Source organism: Streptomyces sp. NPDC058880, from assembly GCF_042742535.1.
GTDB lineage: Bacteria > Actinomycetota > Actinomycetes > Streptomycetales > Streptomycetaceae > Streptomyces.
The window spans coordinates 1-19,531 of sequence record NZ_JBHYMC010000088.1; the positions used below are offsets into that span (position 1 = coordinate 1).

At 72.1% G+C, this 19,531-nt stretch carries 18 protein-coding genes; 7 read left to right on the plus strand and 11 right to left on the minus strand.

What is annotated here, in order from left to right; all coding sequences use genetic code 11:
* Window positions 1-97: 97 nt before the first annotated feature.
* Together ACFW2G_RS30810 and ACFW2G_RS30815 are read right to left on the minus strand one after the other, a co-directional pair.
* Entirely contained in the window at window positions 98-2,089 is a 1,992-nt protein-coding gene (locus ACFW2G_RS30810; protein ID WP_304949940.1) for an RICIN domain-containing protein, read from the minus strand.
* 881 nt (window positions 2,090-2,970) lie between these two features.
* The gene (locus ACFW2G_RS30815) at window positions 2,971-3,684 is read right to left on the minus strand and encodes a thioredoxin domain-containing protein (RefSeq protein WP_037922337.1); all 714 of its coding nucleotides are present in this window, start codon (window positions 3,682-3,684) and stop codon (window positions 2,971-2,973) included.
* 252 nt (window positions 3,685-3,936) lie between these two features.
* Between ACFW2G_RS30815 and ACFW2G_RS30820 the strand changes: the two genes are divergently transcribed.
* Together ACFW2G_RS30820 and ACFW2G_RS30825 are read left to right on the plus strand one after the other, a co-directional pair.
* Window positions 3,937-5,103 carry a ThiF family adenylyltransferase gene (locus tag ACFW2G_RS30820; protein ID WP_384581754.1) on the plus strand — a complete coding sequence of 389 codons (1,167 nt, stop codon included), beginning with the start codon at window positions 3,937-3,939 and terminating at the stop codon, window positions 5,101-5,103.
* Complete coding sequence (locus ACFW2G_RS30825; RefSeq protein WP_384448905.1) at window positions 5,100-5,705, plus strand: GNAT family N-acetyltransferase; 606 nt, start codon at window positions 5,100-5,102, stop codon at window positions 5,703-5,705. The genes ACFW2G_RS30820 and ACFW2G_RS30825 overlap by 4 nt, the downstream gene beginning before the upstream one ends.
* A gap of 67 nt (window positions 5,706-5,772) precedes the next feature.
* Here the strand turns inward: ACFW2G_RS30825 and ACFW2G_RS30830 are convergent, their stop codons facing one another.
* From ACFW2G_RS30830 to ACFW2G_RS30845, 4 genes are all read right to left on the minus strand, one after another.
* Window positions 5,773-6,741, minus strand: a complete 969-nt coding sequence (locus tag ACFW2G_RS30830; RefSeq protein WP_384448908.1) for an NAD(P)-dependent alcohol dehydrogenase — start codon at window positions 6,739-6,741, stop codon at window positions 5,773-5,775.
* The gene (locus ACFW2G_RS30835; RefSeq protein WP_225884534.1) at window positions 6,738-6,953 is read right to left on the minus strand and encodes a helix-turn-helix transcriptional regulator; all 216 of its coding nucleotides are present in this window, start codon (window positions 6,951-6,953) and stop codon (window positions 6,738-6,740) included. The genes ACFW2G_RS30830 and ACFW2G_RS30835 overlap by 4 nt, the downstream gene beginning before the upstream one ends.
* A gap of 11 nt (window positions 6,954-6,964) precedes the next feature.
* Complete coding sequence (locus tag ACFW2G_RS30840) at window positions 6,965-7,393, minus strand: hypothetical protein (RefSeq protein WP_037922346.1); 429 nt, start codon at window positions 7,391-7,393, stop codon at window positions 6,965-6,967.
* A gap of 217 nt (window positions 7,394-7,610) precedes the next feature.
* Complete coding sequence (locus ACFW2G_RS30845; protein WP_384448912.1) at window positions 7,611-8,741, minus strand: NADH:flavin oxidoreductase; 1,131 nt, start codon at window positions 8,739-8,741, stop codon at window positions 7,611-7,613.
* Between the two features lie 171 nt (window positions 8,742-8,912).
* On the opposite strand from ACFW2G_RS30845, the gene ACFW2G_RS30850 reads away from it, so the two are divergent.
* On the plus strand, window positions 8,913-9,380 hold the full coding sequence (locus ACFW2G_RS30850) for a MarR family winged helix-turn-helix transcriptional regulator (protein ID WP_078556590.1): 468 nt from the start codon (window positions 8,913-8,915) through the stop codon (window positions 9,378-9,380).
* An 80-nt stretch (window positions 9,381-9,460) separates the two neighbouring features.
* On the opposite strand, the gene ACFW2G_RS30855 is transcribed toward ACFW2G_RS30850, so the two are convergent.
* From ACFW2G_RS30855 to ACFW2G_RS30865, 3 genes are all read right to left on the minus strand, one after another.
* Complete coding sequence (locus tag ACFW2G_RS30855; protein WP_384581756.1) at window positions 9,461-9,886, minus strand: DUF6069 family protein; 426 nt, start codon at window positions 9,884-9,886, stop codon at window positions 9,461-9,463.
* Window positions 9,887-10,026: 140 nt separating this feature from the next.
* Window positions 10,027-12,078, minus strand: coding sequence for an NAD-dependent DNA ligase LigA (gene ligA, locus ACFW2G_RS30860; protein ID WP_384581758.1), 2,052 nt, complete (start codon window positions 12,076-12,078; stop codon window positions 10,027-10,029).
* A gap of 159 nt (window positions 12,079-12,237) precedes the next feature.
* On the minus strand, window positions 12,238-13,161 hold the full coding sequence (locus ACFW2G_RS30865) for a LysR family transcriptional regulator (RefSeq protein WP_384448921.1): 924 nt from the start codon (window positions 13,159-13,161) through the stop codon (window positions 12,238-12,240).
* A gap of 127 nt (window positions 13,162-13,288) precedes the next feature.
* On the opposite strand from ACFW2G_RS30865, the gene ACFW2G_RS30870 reads away from it, so the two are divergent.
* The 3 genes from ACFW2G_RS30870 (at window position 13,289) to ACFW2G_RS30880 (ending at window position 15,727) form a co-directional block, all read left to right on the plus strand.
* Window positions 13,289-14,101, plus strand: coding sequence for an inositol monophosphatase family protein (locus tag ACFW2G_RS30870; protein ID WP_384581760.1), 813 nt, complete (start codon window positions 13,289-13,291; stop codon window positions 14,099-14,101).
* Window positions 14,102-14,158: 57 nt separating this feature from the next.
* The gene (locus tag ACFW2G_RS30875; RefSeq protein WP_384581762.1) at window positions 14,159-14,809 is read left to right on the plus strand and encodes an NADPH-dependent F420 reductase; all 651 of its coding nucleotides are present in this window, start codon (window positions 14,159-14,161) and stop codon (window positions 14,807-14,809) included.
* 345 nt (window positions 14,810-15,154) lie between these two features.
* Complete coding sequence (locus ACFW2G_RS30880; protein ID WP_384581764.1) at window positions 15,155-15,727, plus strand: hypothetical protein; 573 nt, start codon at window positions 15,155-15,157, stop codon at window positions 15,725-15,727.
* A 380-nt stretch (window positions 15,728-16,107) separates the two neighbouring features.
* On the opposite strand, the gene ACFW2G_RS30885 is transcribed toward ACFW2G_RS30880, so the two are convergent.
* A complete protein-coding gene (locus tag ACFW2G_RS30885) occupies window positions 16,108-16,434 on the minus strand; it encodes a hypothetical protein (RefSeq protein WP_384448933.1) in 327 nt (108 codons plus the stop codon).
* A gap of 587 nt (window positions 16,435-17,021) precedes the next feature.
* Here ACFW2G_RS30885 and ACFW2G_RS30890 point away from each other — a divergent pair.
* Window positions 17,022-18,626 carry an ABC-F family ATP-binding cassette domain-containing protein gene (locus ACFW2G_RS30890; RefSeq protein ID WP_384448936.1) on the plus strand — a complete coding sequence of 535 codons (1,605 nt, stop codon included), beginning with the start codon at window positions 17,022-17,024 and terminating at the stop codon, window positions 18,624-18,626.
* A 233-nt stretch (window positions 18,627-18,859) separates the two neighbouring features.
* Here the strand turns inward: ACFW2G_RS30890 and ACFW2G_RS30895 are convergent, their stop codons facing one another.
* Window positions 18,860-19,405, minus strand: coding sequence for an FABP family protein (locus ACFW2G_RS30895; RefSeq protein ID WP_384448939.1), 546 nt, complete (start codon window positions 19,403-19,405; stop codon window positions 18,860-18,862).
* Between the last annotated feature and the right edge of the window lie 126 nt (window positions 19,406-19,531).

The window sequence follows — 19,531 nt, forward strand, 5'->3', positions numbered from 1 at the left end:
GGGGCGGCCGTCCGCCGGGGGCGGGATCACGGCGTCACGGGGTGGCCCCGGAGCCCCGGCGCGGACGCGCCTGGGCCACCGGGCGTGGCGGGAGCGCTCAGCCGGACTTCTGGAGGGTCCAGGCCTGCGCCGCGCGGCCGTCCGCACGCTGGAGGTCGAGCAGCCAGTACCCGTAGTAGGGGCGGTTGCTGACGGTCAGTGCGAAACCGCCGCTCGGGTCCGTGACGGTCACCGCGCCGCCGCGGGACGTCAGCTTCCAGGCCTGCGCGCGACTGTTCCTGTCGCAGGGCTGCTGCGAGACCCACATGCCCTGCGCGACCGTGCTGCCCGGCTGGAGGCACTTGCCCGAGACCGCGGACCGGATGCGGATCTGGCCGCTGCCCGCGTCGTCGAAGTACCACTGCTGCTGGGCGTAGCCGTTGGCGCGGCCGCCGACGAGCACGGTGCCGTCGGCCGTGCGGCCGCCCCACACCTCCGCCGCCATGCCGGTGCTGCCGTTGCCGAGCGTGTAACGGCTGCCGGGGGTGGTCGTGCCGCCGCCGGCCCCGGTCGTACGGAAGGTCGCGGCCTTGCCGGGGCCGCTGTCGCGGCCGGAGCCGTCACGGGCCGACACGGTCACCGTGTACGAGGTGTTGGGCTGGAGGTTGTAGATGCGCAGCACCTGGGACTGGACCCAGGCCAGGTGCTTGCCGTTCAGCACGACCTGGTACCAGGCGGTTCCCTCGACCTTGGGCCAGCTCACCACGACGGAGTTGGACTGGATCTGGGCCGCGGTCGCGGTCGGTCCGCCCGTGGGCTTCTTGGTCGGGGTCGGGCTCGGCTTCTTCGTGGGCGTCGGGCTCGGGTTCGGGTTCGGGCCGGGGTCCGTGCCGCCGCCACCGCCGCCCTTGGTCTTCATCAGGAACTGGTTGTCGGCGATGTTCCAGTGCGTGGCCAGGTAGCTGCCGGGCTTGGGACTGGTGTGGAAGTAGTCGTCGTGGTTGCAGTCCAGGATGTTCTCGGACGCCTTGTTGGTGCAGATGTTGCGCATCTTCGGGTAGTACGGAGTGTCCGAGTAGCACATGACGTCGTACTCGTCGGTGCAGTGCGCGCCGCGGCTGGTGTTCGGGGCGCTGTTGTTGACGGCGCCCAGGTTGTGGCCGAGCTCGTGCGCGGCGGTGTGACCGCCCCAGCAGCCGGAGTCGGTGCGTCCGTAGGACGGGCCGAAGTTGCTCTGGTTCGACTGGCCGGGACGCTCGTCGCCGGCGAAGGTGCCGATGCCGCAGTAGACCTGGCTGTCGGCGAAGATCATGTACTTGCGGTCGCGGCGGTCCAGGCCCTTGGCGGCGAGCGCCCTGTTGGTCGCACTGAACTCGCCCAGGGCGTTGGCCGGGAGCTCGATGTTGAGCACGGTCGGCGTGCAGTCCGCAGCGGTGACGTAGCGGATGTGGCGTACGCCGCCGGTCTCCTTGGCGCTCGCCGAGTAGATGAGGTCGGCGTCGGCCGCCCACTTGCGGAACGAGGCTACGTACTCGGAGTAGCGGTCCTTGCCGGGGGCGTGGACGTACACGACCTGCACGCGGTTGCCGGTGCTGCCGTCGCCGTCGCACTGGACGGTCTGGCCCGCGGGGCCCGCCGCGACGGCCTGGCCGCCCTCGGTGGCCGCCGGCTGGGGCGCGGTCTCCTTGGTCGCCGCGGCGTCGGCGGCGGGCGCGTCCTGAGGACGCCCGCCGCCTTCCTTGGTGGCCGGGTCGTCGGTCGACGGCTTGGCCGGGTCGGCCGCCGGGGCGGTCTCCTTCACGGCCGGCGGGATGTCCTTGGTGATGTCGACGCCCTTGGGCGGCGCGTCGGGGCCATGGGTGCAGTGCCCGTCCCCGGTGCGGTAGACGCCGACGCAGCGGTCGCCCTTGGGTGCGGGCTGGAGGCCGTCGTAGACCATGCCGCGCGCGTTCTCGTTGGAGGGGGCCGCGGCGAGGGGTTCCGGCTCCTCGTCCCGGGCGGGCGCGGCGGCCGGAGCGGAGGCGGCGGCCTCGACGGTGTCGGCGGCCTGGGCGCCGTCGCCGAGCCCGGAGTAGGCGATGCCCGCGGCTATTACCGCTCCTGCTGCCACGGCGGCGGTGGCGAGTATCAACCGCCTGGGTTTGCGGCGGTGGTCGGCTGCACGTCTGCGACGGCCTGTCATGGGCACCTCAAATCGATGTCGGACTAGCGGGTTCGCGGAAGCCTGCCAGACGAATGCCGCGGAGAATTCGGACAAACGGGGGCGCGGTCCAGGAAATCATTCCGTTACCTGTCGGCATAATTTGACGAACACTCAACTAGCCTTTAAAGCAAGCCAGTTACGCGCGTTGCGCGGTAAAGGTCCAGTCCTTTGGGGCCGGGTTGTTATCAAATCGAGATATGATGCGGAAGCTTGTTGACGGGAATTCAGTCAGGAATTCATCTAATTGCTACCTCCTGAATTCTCTCCGTCACGACCGGTGAGGGGTCGTGCGCCGTTCCCGCCTGCCGACCCGTCGGCTTCCGTGCGGAGTCCGCCAGTTGGCGCGGAGGGGTGCGTGGTGACCGGGGTGGAGGAGGCCCGGCGGCCGCCGATGACGCTCGGTTGGAGGGCGTGACGGGCGCTCGGTGCGCCCCTGGGCGGTGGGGTGTCGAGCGCGATGACCCTGCCTCCCCGGATGGCGAACGCCCCGACCGGTGAGCCCCGGCGGTGGGAGCCGGGACGGCGGCGAGGGTGTCGTAATCCCCGCCGCGGAAGGCGCCGCTGGCCCCGGGAGACGCCGGGGAGGCGCCGGAGACCGCACGCGGGAGGGTCGGTGCCGGATCGGGGTGGGTACGGCGCCCGCATCCGGCGGGGGCTGCGGCCGCCCGGGGTCGTGCGCCCCGGCGGGGCGTCCCCGACCGCCCGGTTCGACGGCGCCGGGCGGCGGGCCGGGCGCGACCGGCCCGGGGGCGCGCAGAGAGCGGCGCGCGGTCGCTCCGTGCCTCGGTCTAGGACCGGGCCGCCGCCTTGCGCAGGTGGCGGTAGAGGCGGTCGCGGTCGTCGTAGAGCCCGCGGCTGTCCGTCGGCACCGGGACGCCGTTGACCGCCATGGTGGGGGTCCCCTCGGCAGGCGACGCGGCCATCGCCTCGTCCGCGGCCTCCACGAAGTCCCGGTGCTTGGTCTCCAGCACGGCCGCGTCGAACTCCGGGCCGCGCAGGCCCGGCACCTTGACGGCCAGGGTCAGCAGCCGGTCCCTGGTGAAACCGCCGGCCTTGCGCACCTTGGCCTGGTGGCGGTACAGCACCTCGTGGTATTTGGCGAACCTGTTGTGGTCCACGGCGGCGCGCAGTGCGTTCGCGGCGAACTTCGACCCCGGGCCGAGGAAGGACCCCAGGGTGAACTGCAGTTGCAGTGCGTCGTTGCGGGCGGCCTGCTTCAGGTAGGGGCCGTTGCCTGCCAATTCGAAATCGGCGCAGGCCGGACAGCTCAGGTCCTCGTAGACCCGTACCGACAGGGGAGCGGACGGGTTGCCGATCACGATGGTGGTGCCGTCCGCGGCCAGCGACTCCCGGGCCGCGGGCAGGTTGGCCGTCGCCGACACGTCGAGCGGGTCCGTGGCCTGCGGCGCGCCGCCACGCCGTGCTCCGCAAGCGCCGACGGACGACGCCACGGCGATCGCCGCGGACGCGCCGAGGAATCCACGTCTGGTTCTGACCTGCATCAATACCTTCTCCCCCTGATCAACAGGAAGACCTTACGCGTTTCCGGCCCCGGCCACGCACCGGGTTTTCCACCCGACCGCCGGGCACAGTCCTCCAGGGGTCTCTCGATCCGTGGTGCCCCCCGCCCGGGCCGTCGGGGAAGGGGGCGCATACGGCGCGCGGGAGGCGCGTTCAGTAGAAGATCAATTCGAGCGTGCGCCCGCGGGTGATGTCCGCTCCTTCAAGATCGTCCGGTTGCTAGCGTCCGGGCCATGACTCACACCATCGAGTCCGGCGCCGCGCCGGACCGCTTCGCGCTGCCTTCCGCCCGCGAAGCGAGCGAATCGTTTCGTCCGGTCGTGCTGGACCCCGCACGCCCCGACGACGCCGCAACCCTCACCGCGCTGAGCGCGTCCGCCCGCCTGCGCGAGGTCCACGACCGGATCGAGGAGCAGGTTGACGAACTCCTGCGCTGCCGGGACCCCCGGGACCCCTTCGGCGGCCGGTCACCGGCCGACGCGGTGGCCGACGTCCTGGGCGAGCGGCCCGCCGCGTACGGCCGCTGGATCTGGTACCCGTGGTCCGGACGCCTGGTGCACCTGCTGCCCGAGGCCGAGTTCCGCCTGGTCCGCACCGACCGCAACCGCGACAAGATCACCCGTGACCAGCAGCAGGACCTGCTCCGCCGCCGCGTGGGCGTCATCGGTCTGTCGGTGGGCAGCAGCGCCGCGGTGACCTGTGCGATGGAGGGCGTCGGCGGCGCCTTCAGGCTCGCCGACTTCGACCGCGTCGGCCTGTCCAACCTCAACCGACTCCAGGTCGGAGTGCACGAACTCGGTCTGGAGAAGAGCGTGCTGTGCGCCCGGCGCATGTACGAACTCGATCCCTACCTGGACATCGAGGTCCACCGCGGGGGCATCACCGAAGAGACCGTCGAGGACTTCGTCGGCGACGGTGACCGCGCCCTGGACCTGCTGGTCGAGGAGTGCGACACCCCCTGGGTCAAGGTCGCCGCCCGCGAACACGCCCGCCTGCGAAGGATTCCGGTCCTCATGGACACGAACGACCGGGGACTCCTCGACGTCGAGCGCTTCGACCTCGAAGGGGACCGCCCGCTCTTCCACGGCCGCATCGGTGCCACGACCGCCGCCGACGTACGCGACCTCGACCGGGAGGCGGCCATCGGCTTCCTCCGCACCGTCGTCGACGAGCAGCGCCTGAGCCCCGCCATGACCGACGCGCTCACCCGCGTCGGCCGTACCCTCTCCAGCTGGCCGCAGCTCGCCAGCGGCGTCATGCTCGGCGCGGCCCTGGTCACGGACACGGCCCGCCGCATCCTGCTCGGCGAGCCGCTGCCGTCCGGCCGCCACTGCATCGACCTCGACGTCCTCGTCCCCGCCGCGCACCCGCTGCCCGCACCGCACGGAGCCACCCGGTGAACCGAGTCCCCGAACTCCGCGGTGACCACCTCCGGCTGCGCGAACTGCACGCCGGCGACCACGAGGCATTCGCCCGGATCCTCACCCACCGCGTGCTCACCCGATATCTCGGCATCGACCGCATGGACCCGGGCCAGGCCCACGACGCCTTCGCCCAGAGCCTCGCCCAGCCGCACACCCATCCGCGCCGCAAGTACACCCTCGCCGTCTGTGCCCCGGAGGACGACGCCCTCGTCGGCACCATGGGACTGCTCGTCGAGGACTACGGCAGCAACGCGATGCTCACCAGCCTGGTCCTGCTTCCCGGCGCTTCCGTCCGCGGGCACGGCCACGAGGCGGGCCGCCTGCTGATGGCCTACGGCTTCGGGCATCTGCGTCTGCACCGCATCTGGGCCGGCCACCGCAGCGACCACCACTTCATGCCGCAGGTGATGCGCGCCGCAGGCCTGCAGCCCGAGGCCACCCTGCGCCAGCTCTTCCGCACCCAGGGCTGCTGGCACGACGTCACCACGTACGCCACGGTCGCCCCCGAGTGGAAGTCCCAGGCCACCCCCGGAGAACTGGCCATCCTCGACGGCGCGGACCGGCTCGACCGCGTCTGACCGCCCGGCCGACGGGGAGTCCGGCCGCGCAACCGGGGAGCACGGGGACGGCCGGGGCCGGCGCTCGCTACAGGCGGATCACGGCCTTCCCGCGTACCCGGCCCTCCCGCAGGTCGCGGATGGCGTCCGGAACACCGGCCAGTGGGTAACTGCGGTGCACGGCGGGCGAGACCGAGCCCGCCTCCAGGAGTTCCGTGAGGGCCTCCAGATCGCCGGCGCGCACCAGGGAGGTGAGCGGGCGGAGGCGGTGGGAGACGAAGGGAGACAGCAGCAGGGCCCCGAGGGACCGTTCGTTCCCGCCGAGCCAGCGCCCGCCGCCCTCCCCGCCGACGATGACGAGGGTTCCGCGCGGGGTGAGGGCGCCGCGCAGGCGGCCGATGGGGCGGTTGCCCGCGATGTCGAGGACGAGGTCGTAGCGGCGGCTGCCGTCGGTGGGATCCGCGACGGCGTAGTCGATGACCTCGTCCGCGCCCAGGGATCGGACGAAGTCGGCCTTGGCGGCGCTGCACACTCCGGTGACGCGTGCGCCGAAGGCCTTGGCCAGTTGCACGGCGAAGGAGCCGACGCCTCCCGAGGCCCCGAGGATCAGCACCGACTGTCCGGGCTCGACCCGGCCGGTCCTCCGCAGGGCCTGCAGGGCGCTGCACCCGGACACGGGCACGGCGGCGGCCTCCTCGAAGCCGAGGTTCCGCGGCTTCGGCGCCAGGGCTCCCTCCTTGGCGCACGCGTACTCGGCGAACGACCCCTCGCCGCTCCCGTACACCTCGTCGCCGGGCCGGAACCGCGTGACGCCCGGGCCGACGGCCTCCACCCGGCCCGACAGGTCCATGCCCCGCACGCGGCTCCGGGGCGCCCGCAGGCCCGTGGCGGCACGCACCGCGTACGGCATGCCCGCCATCAGGTGCCAGACGCCCTGGTCCACGGCGGCTGCGTGAACCCGTACGAGTACCCGGCCGCGGCCCGGTACGGGCCGCTCGGTCTCCTCGATGCGCAGGACCTCGGGCGGTCCGTACACGTCCTGCACCATGGCCTTCACGACGGGTCTCCCTCTGTCTCCGAATACTGGAACACCGCGTCGAGCGGTACCGCGAACACGCGGGCGATCTGGAACGCCTTCTCCAGGGAGGGCGAGTACCGGCCCTGTTCGATGGCGATGACGGTCTGCCGGGTCACGCCGATCCGGCGGGCCAGCTCGGCCTGGGTCATCTCGCCGTGGGCGAAGCGCAGGGCCCGGATCCTGTTGGTCACGAGCGTGGGCCTCACCACGTCTGGAACCCCGTCCGGTAGGCGGCGATCTTCGCCAAGGAGCCGAGCACAGCCGACAGCGCGAAGGCGAGGTAGAGGGTGTTGGCGATCCAGAACTGGTCCGCCTCGGCCATCGCCAGCACGAGCGCGGTCACGCCGCCGATCGCGACGAAGGACTGGCCGACGTGCTCACCGAAGCGGTGGATCTCCCGGTCGCGCTGGTCCTTGGCCCGGTCCTCCTCGGGGGTGAGGAGCGCGGCGGTGATGTGCAGCGCGACCGAGGCGACGACGGATGCGCCGACCGTCCACAGCAGGGCGGCCACGTACGGCGCTTCGGCGAGGGGCTCGCTGCCCGGCCGCCCGAGGACGGCCGCCAGGTAGGCCCCGTACGACGCGAGGGTGACCACGATCATGATCCACGCGCGTTTCTCCTCGATTGCCACGACCACTCCCCATGTAAAGAAAACCGGACATGACCAATGTCAAGCATCCGGCACATCGTGTCAAGAGTTCTTTACATCGCCGTGCGGGTGGTTGCCCCTGGGGCGGGCGGCGTCCGGAGCGGCCGCGCGGGCGGGGCAGCCGGAGCGCGAACGCCCCGTGGCATCGGCGGACCGATGTCACGGGGCGTTCGCGGAGCGGCTGTCCGGGCGGTGGCCGTCAGTGGCTGAGCGACCTGAGTGCCGCCGCGTCGTACGGCCTCAGTTCCTCGAAGCGGTTGCCGAGGACCTTCGCCGCCCAGTGCGGGTCCTGGAGCAGGGCGCGGCCGACGGCGACCAGGTCGAATTCGTCGCGTTCCATGCGGTCCAGGAGGTTGTCGAGGTCGCCGAGCGCGGCTCCCTCCCCGGCGAAGGAGCGCAGGAAGTCGCCGTCGAGACCGACCGATCCGACGGTGATGGCCGGTCGGCCGGTGAGCTTCTTGGTCCAGCCCGCGAGGTTGAGGTCCGACCCCTCGAACTCCGGGATCCAGTAGCGCCGGGTGGAGGCATGGAACGCGTCGACGCCGGCGGCCGCCAGCGGGGCCAGGATCGCCTCCAGCTCCTGCGGGGTCTGCGCGAGCCGGGCGTCGTAGGCGTCCTGCTTCCACTGCGAGTAGCGGAAGATCACCGGGAAGTCGGCGGGGACGCGCTGGCGCACCGCGGCCACGATCTCCGCGGCGAACTTCGTGCGGGCCACCGCGTCGCCGCCGTAGGCGTCGGTGCGGCGATTGGTGCGCTCCCACAGGAACTGGTCGAGCAGATAGCCGTGTGCGCCGTGCAGTTCGACGCCGTCGAAGCCGATCCGCGCGGCGTCCGCGGCGGCGTCGGCGAACGCGCCGATGACGTCGTCGAGGTCGGCGTGGGTCATGGCCCTGCCGGTTCCCTCGGTGCCGTCGACGCGGATGCCGGAGGGGCCGACGGCGGGCGCGTCGGGGTACGGGGCCTCGCCCTGCTTGCGCACCATGCCTATGTGCCACAGCTGGGGCACGATCGCGCCGCCGGCCTCGTGCACGGCCGCGGCGACCTCCGCCCATCCCGCCAGCTGGTCCTCGCCGTGGAACCTCGGAACCCGGTCGCTCTGCCCGGCGGACTCGTGGCCGACGTAGGTCCCCTCGGTGACGATCAGGCCCACGCCGGCGGCGGCCCGGCCGGCGTAGTACGCCCGTACGTCCTCACCGGGCACGCCGCCGGGGGAGAACATGCGCGTCATCGGCGCCATGGCGATGCGGTTGCGCACGGTCAGGCCGTTCAGCGTGACGGGGCGGGAGAGGATCTCGGCCGCGCGGGAGGCGGTGGACGTGGTGACGGTCATGCGGGTCCTCCGGGTTGGGGCTGTGGCTCGTCGGGGTGGGGCGGCGACGAGCCGTGCGAGAAGTGCATAGTACACAGGATGTGTATCATGCATATCGCCGCGGGGTGGCGATAATGGAGCGCCGGAAAGGAGCAGGGAGGCGACGTGCTGGAGAAACTCGAACGGGAGCTGATGCTGCTCTCGCGCCACCAGGTGCTCGGCCGGCGTGACCGTGACCCCGAACGCCTGGAGCGCTCGGCCTACCTGCTGCTCAGCCGGATCGACACGCAAGGGCCCATGTCCATCGGACAGTTGGCGGAGGCCTTCGGGCTCGACACCTCCACCGTGAACCGCCAGACGGCCGCGCTGCTGCGCTGCGGACTGGCCGAGCGCGTCGCGGACCCGGACGGCGGCATGGCGCGCAAGCTGCGGATCACCGACGAAGGCGGGCGCCGGCTGGCGGGTGACCGTGAGGTCAACCGCTCCTGCCTGGCCCGCGTGGTCGCCGACTGGTCCCCCGAGGACGTGCGACGGCTCGCGGACGTCCTGGTCCGGCTCAATCGCAGCGCGGAGGCCCTCGAAGGACGGTACTGGCCGCGCACGGAGGGCGAAGCCGCCCGCGCCGGATGCCGCCCACCCGCCGCACCCTCCGACGACTGACACCGTGGTCGCCCGCCCGGGCCGCCGACGTGCCCTGCGGGTGAGTCGGTCCGCCCCGACCCGGTCCGGCGTCCGCCGGGTCAGCCATGGCGGCGGTGGAACCGCAGGGTGGTGAAGACCGCCACGCCGAGCGTGATGTGCATGAGGGACAGGGCCGCGACGGTGCCGCCGTCCGCGTCGGACGACAGCGGGCCGGCGACCGACAGCAGTGCCAGCCCACTGCCCGCGTACTGCGCGATCCGCAGGAAGACCGGCTTCCACAGGGCCAGCAGGAGCGCGACACCCACCCCGGCGACCAGCGGCACAACGGACGATCCGATGACGCCGCCGACCGTGATCGGGTGTTCTTCGCCGCCGTCGACGACGACGAGCGAGGCACCGGCCAGCTCTGCGACGGCGAGGACGGCCAGATTGACCGCGGCAGCCCCGAGCGCGCCGCTGGCCAGCGTCTTCCACCAGCCGAAGCCGGAACGGCGGACCGGGTTCTGTACTGCGGCGCGTGACATGAGAGTTCCCCCAAGGTGAGAAGTGCCCGGCTGTGGTCCGGCCGCGGCGTACGAGAAAGCCTCCAACCTGAAGCACACATGAGGTCAAGGCCTCTCCGGATGGCGCCGGAGCGGCCGGCCTCCCGGCCGGGTAAGGCCGACTACGCGGTGGGGAGGAGGTCGGCAACGAGGACGGCGAACTCCTCGGGGTCGAGGATGCGGATGCCGAGGTCTTCGGCCTTGGCGCGCTTGGAGCCGGCCTTCTCGCCCGCGACCAGAAGGGTGGTGCGCTTGGACACCGATGACGATGCTTTTCCGCCGGCCCGTTCGATCAGCTCGTTCATCTCGTTCCGTGACAGCGCCGCGAGGGGGCCGGCCATGGAGCCGGTGACCACGACGGCCTGCCCGGCCAGCGGGCCGCCCGCCGCCGGGTCCTCGCTGCCGCCTTCGTCGGCGGCAGGCTCCTGGGGCTCGGCGGCCTGGACGCCGACCTGCTGGGCCTGGAGCTTGTCGAGAAGCGGGGCGAGTGAGGCGAGTTCGGCCGCGATGACACGGGCCTTCTCGGTGCCGATCCCGTCGACCAGGGCCAGCGTCTCGGCGCCGGCCGCCCGGATCGCGGCCATCGAACCGAAGTGCGCCGCGATCCGGCGGGACATGGTGCGCCCGGTGCCACGGACGCCGAGGGCGCAGAACACACGGTTCAGTGCGGCCCCGCGGGCGGTCTCGATCGCGGCCAGGAGGTTGGCGGCGCTGGTCTCTCCCATCCGCTCCAAACCGAGGAGCTGCTCACGGGTCAGCGTGAAGAGATCGGCGATGTCCGTGACCAGACCGGCCTCCACCAGCTGGATCGCGCGAATGCCGCCGAGACCCTCGATGTCGAGCTGGTCACGGCCGGCAGCGTAGATCACCGAGGCCACGGCCTGACAGCTCCGGCCGCGCACGCACCGCCACCGCTGCTCGGAGGCGTCGATCGCGTCGCCGCAGCGGGGGCACACCCCGGGGAAGACGATCGGGCTCTCGCCGCCGGTGCGCCGGTCGGCCAGTGGCGCCTCGACCCGGGGGATCACATCGCCCGCCCGGTACACGTACACCTGGTCGCCGATCATGAGCCCGCGACGGGTGATGTCGGCCGGATTGTGGAGCGTGGCGTAGGTGACCGTCACCCCGTCGATGACCACGGGCTCCAGGACGGCGCGTGGGGCGATGATCCCGGTACGGCCGACGTTCCACTCCACCGACAGCAGGCGCGTCACCTTGTGCTCGGCTGCCAGCTTCCGGGCCACCGCCCACCTCGGGGCACGTGAACCGTTGCCGGCCCGGCGCTGGTCCTCGGCCGAGTCGGCCTTGACGACGACACCGTCGATTCCGAAGGGCAGTTCTGTGCGCAGCCCGGCGATCACGTCGATACGGTCCTGCACCTGCTCCACGGTCTCGCACCGCACCGGCGCCGTGACCGTGCCGGCGGCCGTGTTCGCACCGAGCAGGGCCAGCCGCTCCAGCAGGGCGACGTGACCGAGGCCGTCCAGGCCGTCCAGGCCGACCGCGCCGTAGCCGAAGAACGTCAGCTCGATCCGGTAGGGGCGGTCCTTGGCCCGCAGGGTGCCGGCCGCCCCGCTGCGCGGGTGTGCGAAGGGCGTGGCGGCGTGGGCGAGCCGGATCCGGTTGGCCTCCTCGAACTGCGCGGTCGTCAGCAGCACCTCGCCGCGCAACTCGACGTCGATCGGTTCGGTGAGGCGCGGCGGTAGACCCAGGACGGCCTCGGCGGCGTGGGTGATGTCCTCGCCCGCCAAGCCGTCGCCGCGGGTGAGGAGCTGCACGAGCCGGCCGCCCCGGTAGCGGGCGGCCACCGCGAGGCCGTCGAGCTTCGGTTCCACGCACCACCCGGCCACGGGGTGTCCCAGACGCCGTTCCAGCCCCGCGGCCCATTCGGCGAACTCCTCGGCGTCGAAGACGTTGTCGAGGGAGAGCATCGGCACGGAATGGGGCACGTCCCCTTGGACGGCCCCGCCCGCCACCTTCCCGGTCGGCGACTCGGCGAGCACCGCGTCCGGGTGTGCCTGCTCGTACGTGGCGATGGCACGCAGCAGCAGGTCGTACTCGTCATCGCCGAGCGGGGTGGTTCCGTCGCCGTAGTAGGCGGCCGACGCCGCCACGGCGGTGGTCACGGCCTCGGCGTAGGCGCCGGGCGAGAGCAGGGCACTGTTTTCGGTCATGAAGGTCATCATCCTGCCCACCACTGACAACGCCACGCTTCGGAACCGCCGTCACTGCGAACGGTGCGGAACGACGAGTGGGATGCTGCTGGACGGCGACCCGGGTCGACCGAGGCAGCCCGCGCGCGGGTGCACGGGGCGCCTTCCGTTCCGGCGGGCTCAGGCAGCGTTGACGGGCGGCCGGGGTGCGAAGAGTGCCTGCACGGTTTCGGCTGCCGTTTCGCGCAGCCAGGCGTGGGCGCGGTCGTCGTCGTAGCGCTGGTGCCACAGCAGGTGCAGGGGGACGTCGGGCAGCGGGAGCGGCGGCTGGAGTGTGACCAGGCCGAGTCGGTTGCGGGCGGTGCGGGTGACGGCGTCGGGGAGGGTGGTCACCAGGTCGGTGTCGAGGGCGAGTTGCAGGGCGAAGGCGGCGGTGGGTCCGGCGGCGGTGACGCGTCGTTCGAGGCCGCGTGCGCCCAGGGCGTCGTCGATCCGGTCGCGCAGGTGTCCGCGCCGCGAGACGGTGAGGTGCTCGGCGGCGGCGTAGCGTTCCGGGCTCAGCGTGCCCTCGGAGAGCGGGTGGCCCGGCCGGACGGCGATGACGAGCCGGTCCCTGCCCACGAGCCGGTGGCGGATGTCGGGGAGAGCCGGGGCGCCGGCACTTGATGCGAGGTCGACGTCGCCCCGGCGCAGCTCGGCGTCGTCCGTCCCGGGTTCGGCGGGCAGGCGCAACCGGACGCCGGGGGCGCGGCGGTGGACGGCGGTGATCAGGGCGGTGCCGCAGGCCGCGGTCAGTGCGTCGTGCCAGCGCACGGTGAACACCCGCTCCAGAGACGCCAGGTCGAGTTCCTGCTGCGCGGAGAGGAGCTGGTGGGCCTGCTGGACCAGGGCGTGGACCTGGGCGCGCATCTCCAGCGCCCGGGTGGTGGGCACCATGCTGCGGCCGGTGCGGACCAGGATCTGGTCACCGGTGGCCTTGCGGATGCGGCCCAGCGAGCGGCTCATCGCCGGTGGGGTGACGTGCAGGCGGGCCGCGGCCCCGGCGACGCTGCCCTCTTCCAGCAAGGCGTCCAGGGCCGTGAGCAGATTCAGATCCAATTGCATGGCAGTAACTCTACAAGTGACAAGCATGCACTTGTTGTTAACGATCGGGCGGCCTACTTTCGATGTGCGGGGAGCTGGACAGCCACCCCGCTCCACCCCTCCTCAACCGATCCCCAGGGAGCCCGCCATGAGCACAGCCATGCCCTTCGACGCCGGTACCACGTTCCTGCCCGAGGTGACGGCCGCGGTGAGGACCGCCGGCGCCGCGCTGCGCGACCGCCACACCCCGCACGCCCGGGGCGTGAGTCTGGACGAGGTCGTCGCCGAGATCCACGCCAACGACGACGCCGTACTGGAGGTACTGCGTGAACCGCTGCTGCGGGCCCGTCCGGGGTCGCAGTGGGCCGAGGACGAACTGGCCGGCGGCGCGCTCCCGCCGGGGGAGTGGTGGGTCGTCGACCCCGCCGAGGGCAACATCAACCACGTCCACGGCATGGACGACTGGGCCGTGACCGCCACCCTGGTCCGCGACAACCAGCCGGTACTCACCGTTGTCCACCTGCCGCTGACCGGTGCCACCTACACCGCGGTCGCCGGCCACGGAGCCCACCTCGACCACCGTCCTCTGAAGGTGTCCGCCAAGACCGACCTGGGCGCTGCGCTCACCGGCACCGGCCAGGCCCGGCCCGGCGAGGACGAGCGCACCTTCCGGCGGATCGGCGACTCCGTCACCGCCATGCTCACGAGCGGCCTGGTCGTGCGCGTGTCCGTTCCCGCCACGATGCAACTCATCCACGTCGCCGCTGGACGCGCGGACGCGTTCTGGCAGTTCTCCGACGTCCGCTCCGGCCGGGTCGCCGGTGCCCTGCTGGTCTCCGAGGCCGGAGGCACCGTCACCGACCTGGCGGGCGCCCCCTGGAACACCGCCAGCCGCGACTTCCTGGCCTCCGCGCCCGGCATCCACGCCGCCGCCCTCAAGACCCTCGCGCCCATCGCCTGACCTGCGGTGCCCGCACCGCCCCCGTCACCATCCCGAGACCGCAAGGAGCACCACCACATGACCCGCATCGGCATCCTGGGCGCCGGCCGCGTTGCCACCAACCTCGCTGCCGGGCTCTCCGCAGCCGGACACCACATCACCCTCGGCCACCGCGGCCGGCACGACACCGCAGCCCGCACCACCGGGCTCGCACCGGCGCCGCAGATCGCCTACGCCGACCACCGCACCACAGCCCGCACCACCGACATCGTGATCAACGCAACCCCCGGCGACAGTTCTCTGGACCGCCTCACCGGCCTGCGGGGCGAACTCACAGGCAAGATCCTCATCGACGTCTCCAACGCCACCCGCGACGCCGCGGACGGCCTGCCCGAAGACCTGTGCTATCCGGGTAGTAGCCTCGCCGAGAAGCTCCAGGCGGCACTCCCCGACACCCACGTGGTCAAGACCCTCAACACCATGCTCTTCACGGTCATGACCACCCCTCAAACCCTCGCCACCCCGCCGACCGCCTACCTCTCGGGCGACGACGACCACGCGAAGAAGGCCGTTGCCGACCTGCTCGGCGACCTCGGCTGGCACCCCGGTCAGATCGAGGACCTCGGCGGCATCGACACGGCCCGCGCCACGGAGGCCATGATCCTGATCGTGCCCCACATCCTGCGCCGGCACGGCCTCAAGCCCTTCGCCGTCTCCCTGGCCCGCTGACGGCCATGAAGACCGCGCCACCCCTCGGCGGCCCCCAACGTTGCCGACGGCCCAGCGGCGCGCCCTCGGCTCCTTGCCCTGCTGCGAGAAGCCGCCGGGGGCCGTGCAGCTGCGGAAGACCCCCACCTGCCGGCAGTCGACGCCGGCCGGACGACTGGCGCCGGCCGCCGTCCACGGCCCGACGGCCTCGACCCCGACGGTCCGGCCGCCGGCCCGTGGCAAGCCCGGTCTGAACCAGGTCGCAGCGGACGCCGCCGCGGCGTGCACGGGAGGCCGGGCGCTCGGTGTAGGCGGTGAGAAGGTGGCTGGCTGCCGGTATCCGGCGGAGCGTTATGCTCCGCTCCTGTGGAAGACATCAACGTACGACAGTCGCAGCAGGCCCGAGGAACGGGCGAGGTGGTCCTGCGGTTCAAGGGCAGGGTGGAGAAGAGCGAGCTCCGTGAGGGACTGAAGGTTGCAGGAACGTTCCGGCGACTGCGTTTGCTCGCTGCCGCAGGCGCGTTGGCCATCGCCTCTCTAGGGGTACGCGTCGATGCAGAGGGTGGCTCGGTGAACATCGGCCTCGTGGCCGCGGCCGTCGTCTACGCGACCGTGTTCGCCCTGCTGGCACCCCGGCGGATCGTCACTCATGCTTTCCGCGCCCAGCAGGCCCACGAGGGCGCGGACTGCGTGGTCGACGGCAACGGCATCGCGGCCGTTCTCGACGGCGTGGAGATCAAGCGCTTCGGTTGGCAGGAGATGACGCGGTATCACGAAACCGCGGGACTCTACGTGGTCGTGGGCAAGGTCCGCCTGAGGACCTGGGCGATCGTGCTGCCCAAGCGCCTGCTGACAGCACCCGACGCCGAACTCCTCGGAGCGGTACTCGACTCCCGGCTGTGCTCCCGCACCGGTGCTGCCCTCCCGCCTTCCGCCTGAGGCCGTCACCAGCACGGCGAGGGACCCGGCAGGGGTTCGCTGTCGTGCGGCGCTCCCTGCAATGACCCGTGCCGGAAGGGTACGCGCGGGACAGGCCCCGGCCCCTCGTCCCCGAACGCGGTCCGGCCCGGGGTGCCCCCTTCCGAGGGTGGCCGCGCACTGACGGTGGCCGCAGGCGCCCAGGAGGGGCTTGCGCTGTGCGGGGTCCTGGGTCCTGGATCCGCACGAGCGCACAATCCTGGCCGGTGTCGCTCAACGGGGTTCCGAGCCTCACTCGCGTGACCGGCACCCCGCAACCGGTGAGGGGTGGGCCAAGTGGACGCGCCCGGCCGGTGGCCGGGCGCGTCGTTTCACGTGGTTGAGCGGGCCGATGGGGTGTCTCAGTTGCCGATGCCGGCGGTGCCGATGCCCGAGTTGCCGATGCCGTGGCTGCCGATGCCCGTGTTCGCGATGCCCGCGTTGCCCAGACCCCAGTTGGCGATGCCCGCGTTGCCCACGCCGTGGTTGAAGATGCCCGCGTTGCCCACGCCGTCGTTGAAGGCGCCCGCGTTGCCCACGCCGTCGTTGAAGACGCCGGCGTTGCCCACGCCATGGTTGCCGATGCCCGAGCTGCCCACCCCGTCGGCGCTGGCTGCGCCGACGCCGACGGCGGCCATCACTGCCGCGCCACCCAGCACGGTCGCCACGCGGAGAAGAGTCGCACGCATCTTGATGTACCTCCTGTTTAGCGGACCTTTCCGGTCATATCCCTAACATGTGGTCAGGCTGTACGGGGGGATGTCCGCATCTGGCGTGCCGTCCGGAGATGGGCGCCGACGGCACGTGCTCTTCCCGGGCGGCCGCCCGGGAACCGCTCCTGTCCGGCCGGCTGCGGCTTGCCACCCGAGTCCATGGCACCCGCAGGGACCCCGGCATACGCCAAGATCACCCATTTGCCCCTTCCGTCCGGCAGGGACGCGCAAGAAGACGGCCCACCGCGCGCTCCGGTCGGGGTTGCCGACGGTCGGCAAGGATCCCGTCAGGCCCACGCCTGCGACCGGTTCCGTAGAAGCCGACGCGCTACCGTTCCCGGTGCTCCTGCTCCGCCGGACGCTACCGGCAGGCGAGGACCGACGCCCGTCGATCCGGCCGAGCATCATCCTGACCTGCGGCGATCGCTGCCGTCGGAGAACGGAGAGGCGCCGGACCAGGGGCATCGGTTACCGTGGACGCATGTCTACGCCCCGAGTTTCCTAGCTGAGGACCCGCTTCCACATCAGAAGTGTGTCCTTTTGCTTTCTCGGAGCGTCATCCCATGATTACCTTTCGTGATGTCGAGCTGCGCGCGGGCGCCCGCCTGCTGCTCTCCGACATCTCCTTCACCGTTTCCCCCGGCGACCGCATCGGCCTGGTCGGCCGCAACGGAGCGGGCAAGACCACCCTCATGAACGTCCTTGCCGGGCGCACCCGGCCGGCTGCGGGCACCGTCACGCACACCGGTCCGGTGGGCTTCCTCGCCCAGGACTCCCGTGCCACGGACCAGCAGGTCACCGTCACCGACCGGATCCTGTCCGCCCGCGGCCTGGACCGGGCGCGGCGCCAGCTGCGAACGGCCGCGACGGCGATGGCCGACGCCGCCTCGCCCGACGTGCTCGACCGGGCGATGAACGCGTACGCCCGCGCCGACGCCGCCTTCCAGGCCGGCGGCGGATACGCCGCCGAGGCCGAGGCCGCCCGGGTGGCCGCCGGCCTGGGGCTGCCCGGCAGGGTCCTGCACGATCCGCTGGGCTCCCTGTCCGGAGGCCAGCGCCGCCGAGTGGACCTCGCGCGTATCCTCTTCGCCGGCCCGCGCGGAGTCCTGCTGCTGGACGAGCCGACCAACCACCTGGACGCCGACTCGGTCGGCTGGCTGCGCACCTTCCTCCAGGCCCATACCGGCGGCCTGGTCGTGATCAGTCACGACACCTCGCTGTTGGCCGCCGTGACCAATCGGGTCTTCCATCTGGACGCCACCCGCACCACGATCGACATCCACAACACCGGCTGGGACACCTACCTCGCCCAAAGGGAGGCGGACGAACGGCGTCGCGCCCGCGAACGGGCGAGTATCGAACGCAAGGCCGCCACCCTGCACGCGCAGGCCGACAGGATGAAGGCCCGCTCGGCAACCGCCGCCATGGCCAAGAGCATGGCCCGGCGCGCCGACCGGATGCTGACAGAGCTCGAACCGGCACGGCGTACGGAAAGGATCGCCAAGATCGCCCTGCCCGAGCCGGCGCCGTGCGGGCGGACGCCGCTGGGTGCGGTCAGCCTGACCAAGTCCTACGGCGACCACCAGGTACTCAAGGGCGTCGACCTTGCCGTGGACCGGGGCAGCCGCCTGGTGGTACTCGGCCTCAACGGCGCGGGCAAGACCACCCTGCTGCGTCTGCTGGCCGGCACGGAACGGCCGGATGCCGGCCGGGTGGTGCACGGTCACGGACTGCGCCTGGGCTACTTCGCGCAGGAGCACGACACCCTCGATTTGGATCTGACGGTCCGACAGAACCTGTCCGCAGCCGCCCCGCACCTGGGTGACGGCGCGGCGCGGCACGTGCTGGGCGCGTTCCTGTTCTCCGGGGATGATGCCGACAAGTCGGCCGGGGTGCTCTCCGGCGGCGAGAAGACCCGCCTGGCACTGGCCGGGCTGGTGCACTCCGGGGCCAACGTGCTGCTGCTGGACGAGCCGACCAACAACCTCGATCCCGCCTCCCGGGGCGAAGTCCTGGCCGCGGTCGGCGGGTACCCGGGCGCGATCGTGATGGTCACGCACGACGAGGGCGCCATCGACGCCCTGCGCCCCGACCGGGTCCTGCTGCTGCCGGACGCGGACGAGGACCTGTGGAGCGAGGACTACCGCGGCCTGGTCACGCTCGCCTGAGTCGGCGCCTCATCCTCACCCGGCCGGGCGGAGGCCACGGGTCCCCGCCCGGCCGAAGTCCGGGGCTGCTTTCACCCGAACGGAGCCGAAGTGCGATGGTTGCCGCGATAGCAGGGAGGTCGTCACCGCCGCCTGCGGAGGGCGGTACGGCTGTCGATGAACGGCGCCTGTGCGGCGTGAGTGCCCCGAATACCTTCCTGACAGGATTGATCATCATGTGGTTGACGTGGGACTCAGGGACGTCGGCGCAAATGTGTCGTCAGGTGGTGCTGGAGGGGTTGGCCCACCGCCGCCATGTCGTGGACGACGGTCATTTCCCCGTCCTGGACGGTGTACCGGCGGCGCGTGGCGGTGACCTCCTTGGCCAGCGGCGTCAGCGAGACGTCCTTGGTCTCGATCTCGAACCCGCCACCGGACACCCGCCCCACGTACGTCTCGACGACACCGGTGGGGTGGGCGAGTACGACCTCCAGGGAGGCGTCGGGAGCCACCCGCCACCACCCCGCCTCGCGCCCCGCCGGCCGCACCGGGGCCCCGGCCTCGTCGATCAGCCACGCCCGGGCCTCGTAGCACAGGAAGGGGCGGCCGTCGTGGCTGAAGGTCACCTCCTGCTCGTAGCGGAAGTCCTTCTCCAGCGTCGGGTACGCGCCGCGGCCGCGGCCGTGCCAGCGGCCCAGGAGCGGCAGCACGGGCGCCAGTAGTGGATGCGGCTGCGGCCCCTCGCCCGGGACGTGGCTGTCGGGGTACGGATTCTCCTGTACCGACTCGGACTTGTTCACCCGGCGTGTCTCCTGTCTGCTCGTGGCCCCGCCGGAACCGAACCGACCGACCGAATCCGCAGCATAAGCGGTGCACCCCCGCGCTCACGGGACGCGGCCCTCGCCCGCCCGCCCCGAAACCGGGGG

What these genes read in the sequence shown, in the direction of transcription:
- ACFW2G_RS30815 (WP_037922337.1), bottom strand. Translation starts at nt 3,684, where the DNA reads ATGCAGGTCAGAACCAGACGTGGATTCCTCGGCGCGTCCGCGGCGATC.
- ACFW2G_RS30820 (WP_384581754.1), top strand. Translation starts at nt 3,937, where the DNA reads ATGACTCACACCATCGAGTCCGGCGCCGCGCCGGACCGCTTCGCGCTG.
- ACFW2G_RS30845 (WP_384448912.1), bottom strand. Translation starts at nt 8,741, where the DNA reads ATGACCGTCACCACGTCCACCGCCTCCCGCGCGGCCGAGATCCTCTCC.
- ACFW2G_RS30850 (WP_078556590.1), top strand. Translation starts at nt 8,913, where the DNA reads ATGCTGCTCTCGCGCCACCAGGTGCTCGGCCGGCGTGACCGTGACCCC.
- ACFW2G_RS30855 (WP_384581756.1), bottom strand. Translation starts at nt 9,886, where the DNA reads ATGTCACGCGCCGCAGTACAGAACCCGGTCCGCCGTTCCGGCTTCGGC.
- ligA (WP_384581758.1), bottom strand. Translation starts at nt 12,078, where the DNA reads ATGACCGAAAACAGTGCCCTGCTCTCGCCCGGCGCCTACGCCGAGGCC.
- ACFW2G_RS30865 (WP_384448921.1), bottom strand. Translation starts at nt 13,161, where the DNA reads ATGCAATTGGATCTGAATCTGCTCACGGCCCTGGACGCCTTGCTGGAA.
- ACFW2G_RS30870 (WP_384581760.1), top strand. Translation starts at nt 13,289, where the DNA reads ATGAGCACAGCCATGCCCTTCGACGCCGGTACCACGTTCCTGCCCGAG.
- ACFW2G_RS30875 (WP_384581762.1), top strand. Translation starts at nt 14,159, where the DNA reads ATGACCCGCATCGGCATCCTGGGCGCCGGCCGCGTTGCCACCAACCTC.
- ACFW2G_RS30885 (WP_384448933.1), bottom strand. Translation starts at nt 16,434, where the DNA reads ATGCGTGCGACTCTTCTCCGCGTGGCGACCGTGCTGGGTGGCGCGGCA.
- ACFW2G_RS30890 (WP_384448936.1), top strand. Translation starts at nt 17,022, where the DNA reads ATGATTACCTTTCGTGATGTCGAGCTGCGCGCGGGCGCCCGCCTGCTG.